Source organism: Clostridium sp. (assembly GCF_040797585.1).
Lineage (GTDB): Bacteria > Bacillota > Clostridia > Clostridiales > Clostridiaceae > Clostridium_Z.
Genome location: NZ_JBFNEO010000192.1, coordinates 1 through 5,362, shown reverse-complemented (window position 1 = coordinate 5,362; position 5,362 = coordinate 1). Strand labels below are relative to the sequence as shown.

Below are 5,362 nucleotides of genomic sequence, written 5' to 3'. Positions count from 1 at the left end.
CCCCCTTCCTCTTAAAAGGTGGGGGATAACAGTTACTACGCCCCTAGATTAACTCCTCTAACCTTCAGATGATGAAAAAAAACACCATCTGAAGGAAGATTCCTTATATTAATTCATAATAAAAAGACTGCTACAAATAATTTCAGAATTATTTGTAGCAGTCTTTATTACTATAAAAATATATTTACGAAAAACAAGATAACATAAAATTACTTTGTTTACATGAATTAATTCACTCTAATATGAAAAGTTATTCTAACTCATTCAATACTTTTATGATTTTATGCTTTTACTATATAGATAAACTAAAAAGTAACCTTATAAAACCTTTATAGCATTATTCTGCAGATATTATTTGCAAACTCTACTGGATCATTTATTGATAACCCTTCTATAAGTAATGCTTGATTATATAATAAATCTGTATATAGATTTAACTTATCCTTATCTTTCTCATAAGCCTCTTTTAATGAATTAAATATCTGGTGGTTTATGTTTATTTCTAAAATCTTATCTGCTTTTATACTTTCATTATTAGGCATGGCACTTAGGATTTTCTCCATCTCAATTGAAAGTTCTCCGTCATTTGATAAACATACTGCATGGTTTTTCAGTCTTTTTGATGCTCTAACATCCTTCACTTTATCTTTTAAGATATCTTTCATATATTCAAATAGTTCTTTATTATCTTTGTCCTCAGATTCAGAAGAATTGTCCTTCTCATCATTTTCTATACCTAAATCACCACTTGATACAGATTTAAATTCTTTTTCTTTATAAGCCATTAACATTCTTATAGCAAATTCATCTACATCATCTGTAAAGTATAGTATTTCATATCCTTTATCTAATAAAAGCTCTGTTTGTGGCATCTTTTCAATTCTTTCATTAGATTCACCAGAAGCATAGTAAATATATTTTTGATCTTCAGCCATTCTAGAAACATACTCTGCTAAAGTTACCATCTTCTTTTCTTTTGATGAGTAGAACATTAATAAGTCTTGAAGTAAATCTTTATTAGCTCCAAATTCGCTATAAACTCCATACTTTAACTGTCTTCCAAAGGACTCATAGAATTTCTCATATCCTTCTCTATTATTTTTTAATATGTTCTCAAGCTCATTTTTTATTTTAGTTTTTATGTTCTTAGCAATTAACTTTAATTGTCTATCATGTTGAAGAATCTCTCTAGATATATTAAGAGATAAATCCTCAGAATCCACTATACCTTTAACAAATCCAAAATAGTCAGGTAATAGGTCTCCGCATTTATTCATAATTAAAACTCCACTTGAATAAAGCTCTAGTCCCTTTTCATATTCCTTAGTATAGAAGTCATATGGAGTTTTTTCTGGAATAAATAAAATTGCATTATAGCTTACTGCCCCATCAACACTAATGTGGATATGCTTTACTGGTTTATCAAATCCGTAGTGCTTTTCAGAGTAAAAGTTCTCATAGTCTTCCTGCTTAAGTTCATTTTTATTCTTTCTCCATAAAGGAACCATGCTATTTATAACCTGCTCCTCTATATACTCCTCAAACTCACCTTCAGTGCCTTCTTTAAGTCTATTTTCAGTTATATCCATTTTTATAGGATATCTGATAAAATCAGAGTATTTTTTAATTATGGATTTTAATTTATATTCATCTATATATTCATCAAAGTTTTCATCCTCTGTATTTTCTTTTATCTTAAGTATAATTTCTGTACCAACGGAATCTTTCTCACATGGTTCAATGGTATAACCTTCTACCCCTTTAGATTCCCACTTATAAGCTTCATTGCTTCCAAAAGCCTTACTTATAACTGTAACCTTATCAGCCACTAAAAATGCAGAATAGAAACCTACTCCAAATTGACCGATTATATCATAGCCTTCTTTTAGTTCATTTTCCTTTTTAAAGTTTAAAGATCCACTCTTTGCTATAACCCCAAGGTTATCATCAAGCTCTTCCTTTGTCATTCCAATACCAGTATCTAAAATTCTTATTGTTCTATTCTCTTTATCCGGAGTAATTTTAATATAGTAGTTTTCCTTTTCAAAAGTAATAGAATCATCAGTTAATGCTTTATAATAAATTTTATCAATTGCATCACTTGCATTAGATATAAGCTCTCTTAAGAAAATCTCCCTATGAGTGTAAATTGAGTTAATCATAAGATCTAAAAGTCTTTTAGACTCTGCTTTAAACTGTTTTGTTTCCAAAGTAAATCTCCCCTTTCAAAATCAACAACCATGGAAAAATTTTATATGTTAGCACTCTCATCATTCGAGTGCTAACTCCTATTTTTTATATAACATATTTAAAATATTATGTCAATATCCTCTATACTCATTACATATTATAACTTTTACTTATATCTTTTAAATATTACAAAGAATAATGTCTATTGACTTTCTTTTTTGTAAATTATAATATTCTTATCTTTGAACTTTAATATATTTTCAACTATTGCTTTAATTTAATTATATAAATTAATCTTTTATTCTATAGGGTTTTTGATTCAAAACTTATCTTATGCACTGATTAAAATCTAAGACTTTAAAGGATTTAAGTACATGTATAAGTTAAGATTCAAGCTAAAAACCTATACTTAGATTTTTAAAATAAAAATTGTTAATTTAACTCTCTGTGCTAATTAAATTAGTATCTTAAATTTAATTCTTCTTTCTAAATTCAAAGAACTCTTCAACAAGATTCTGAGGAGAGTAAGAAACAAAAACAAAATCTAGTTCTGTATCATTTATAAACTTTAAAATATCCTCTTTATAATATCTTGGATCTATTAAATATACATCAGAGCATACTGATGAAAAGAATGATATTAATGGAACTGCTAAAGAATCCTTTATGAATAATACCTTTAATCCATCCTTATTCTCCTTATTTTTAATATGAGCAAAGGGCTGATTCCCATAAAGATATGAAAAATATTTATCTGCTACTATGCCATATACATCATATTTTCTAATGGGATTCATTGCAATCAGCGCCTCTTCAAACCTTCCAGTAAGAGTTCCCTTGGTAAAGCTATTTTCAAAATAAAAATCATAATCAGTCTTAAACTTAGGATATATTAAGGAAAAGTCATCTCCCTCCGTATAGTACTTTCCTGTTTTTCGTCCCATGGACCCAATAAAAGAATTATCATACTTAATTATATTATAGTTATTAATATCTCTATAAAAGTTATTTTCATCAAGGTTCAAACCATATTTTTCATTTAAATTTTTAACTACCTGTCCAAACCCCCAGAAGGAGGTTTCAATCTTCCAATGATGGTCTGTATTAAAAAATAAGTCCTCTCCTTTTATTCCACTTTCTAGAATCCCCTCTCTTAAATCTATAGAATCAATGCCATAGCTACTTAATTCTCTTAAAAAACTATCAGTAGTTTCATTATTATGATGATAAGGTATACCTTTAGGAAATTCTGTATGCCCTTCTATATATTTATCAGGTGTCATAAGGTATATAAGTTCTTTCTCTGAATCTTTTATCCCATCTTTAAGATCCTTTAACTTTCTTGTGATATCTTCTGTTGGATTCCTTTTATCTGTAAAATAGGTGAAATGTAATTTTCCCTCTGTATCCTTCACCACTTCAAAATTAGATATTTCATTTTTCCCCATGAGCTTTTGCATATATCCATAGCCCTCAATAAACTTATATTTTCCATATATATTTTCATTAATTGTGTTCTCTATACTTGAAATATACTCCTTTAAAGAAGAAACTTGTGTTTTTTTAACTGCTTCTTTAAGAGGGGTATAACTTTTATATAGGTTTAAGAAGGAAAATGTAAATAAAAATATGATAAAAAGTATTGTTGTTATAAATTTTTTAATGAATTGCCTCTTCATATTTCAATCTTGCCTCCTTAAAAATTAAAATATATAAATGGATTATAAGTACCCTTTGTCAAATAGGATACACATATTATAAACAATGCCATAATTACAAAGGGATATCCAACTTCAAAAAGTATACTTCCTGGCTGTCTCTCTACAATAAATTTGTTCATCCTCTTTGCTATGGGAATTGAAAATACAATTCCTGCTATAAAAAACACCCCATATTCCTTTAAAAACATAAATGTATAATCACTCCAAAAACCTTTTCCTAAAAATCCAAACATACTTGAGATGAACTCTCTAGCCTCAATAAGATCTTTAGATCTAAATAAAACCCAATTCAAATTAACAATAAATAAGGTATATATATTACGAAGAATCTTATAATCTATCATCCTATCAATACCAAAGAACTTTTCCATGGAAATAAAGATAAAATTAGAAAGTCCCCATAATACAAATGTCCATTCAGCTCCATGCCATATCCCTGTAAGAAGCCAAACCACAAATAAATTACGTATAATTTTATCCTTGTTCTTTACCCTAGATCCTCCTAATGGAAAGTAAACATAGTCTTTAAACCATGTTCCAAGGGATATATGCCATCTCCTCCAAAACTCTGTAACGGATTTTGATATATAGGGATAGTTAAAGTTCTCCTCGAATTTAAATCCAAACATTAGTCCAAGACCTATAGCCATATCAGAATATCCTGAGAAGTCAAAGAATATTTGAAGAGTATATGCAATAGATCCAATCCATGCAAGACTAGTTGCTATGCCACCATCTCCATTCATTTGAAAAATCCTATCTGCAACTATTGCCATGTTGTTAGCAATTAAAACCTTTTTTGAAAGTCCTGTAATGAATCTACAGGTACCTATAGATAGCTTTTGCCAAGTTTCTTTTCTGTTGTCCATTTGTTCTGCTATGGTATTATATCTCACTATTGGTCCTGCAATTAGCTGGGGAAAGAATGAAATATATAATGCAACATAAAGGGGGTTCCTTTGTACTTTTCCATCCTCTCTATAAACATCTATTACATAAGACATGGCTTGAAATGTAAAAAATGAAATTCCTATAGGTAATACTATATTAGGAATATAAAAATTAAGACTTGTCATTTCATTAATTGTTCTAATAGTAAATCCAAGATACTTAAAAATAAAAAGAATTCCTAAATTAATAGCACAGGTTAAAATAAGTATGAATCGTGATGCCAACCTTCTTTCTCTATACTTATTAACCATAAGTGCAAATATATAATTTAACATAATAGATGCTATCATAATTAAAACAAACCATGGTTCACCCCAGGCATAAAAAAATAAGCTTGCAACTAATAAAAGAATGTTTTTAAGTGGCTTTGAACCTTTTAGTATATAATATAAAATTAGCACTACGGGCAGAAAGTAAAATAAAAAAACTATACTTGAAAAAAGCATGAAATTCCCCCTTTATAGCTTGTATAATTTCTAAAGAGCTAGTAATTCTATGAG

Annotated in this window: 3 protein-coding genes; all 3 read right to left on the bottom strand. The window is 28.6% G+C overall.

What is annotated here, in order from left to right; genetic code table 11:
- Positions 1 to 329: 329 nt before the first annotated feature.
- Positions 330 to 2,210 carry a molecular chaperone HtpG gene (gene htpG / locus AB2369_RS11010; RefSeq protein ID WP_367666530.1) on the bottom strand — a complete coding sequence of 627 codons (1,881 nt, stop codon included), beginning with the start codon at positions 2,208 to 2,210 and terminating at the stop codon, positions 330 to 332.
- A gap of 453 nt (positions 2,211 to 2,663) precedes the next feature.
- The gene (locus tag AB2369_RS11005; protein WP_367666529.1) at positions 2,664 to 3,869 is read right to left on the bottom strand and encodes a DHHW family protein; all 1,206 of its coding nucleotides are present in this window, start codon (positions 3,867 to 3,869) and stop codon (positions 2,664 to 2,666) included.
- Positions 3,870 to 3,886: 17 nt separating this feature from the next.
- Positions 3,887 to 5,308: an MBOAT family protein gene (locus tag AB2369_RS11000; RefSeq protein ID WP_367666528.1), complete on the bottom strand. Its 1,422-nt coding sequence runs from the start codon at positions 5,306 to 5,308 to the stop codon at positions 3,887 to 3,889.
- Between the last annotated feature and the right edge of the window lie 54 nt (positions 5,309 to 5,362).

Bases quoted from the DNA above. Each gene is read 5' to 3' on its own strand.
- AB2369_RS11005 (WP_367666529.1), bottom strand. From the start codon at position 3,869: ATGAAGAGGCAATTCATTAAAAAATTTATAACAACAATACTTTTTATC.
- AB2369_RS11000 (WP_367666528.1), bottom strand. From the start codon at position 5,308: ATGCTTTTTTCAAGTATAGTTTTTTTATTTTACTTTCTGCCCGTAGTG.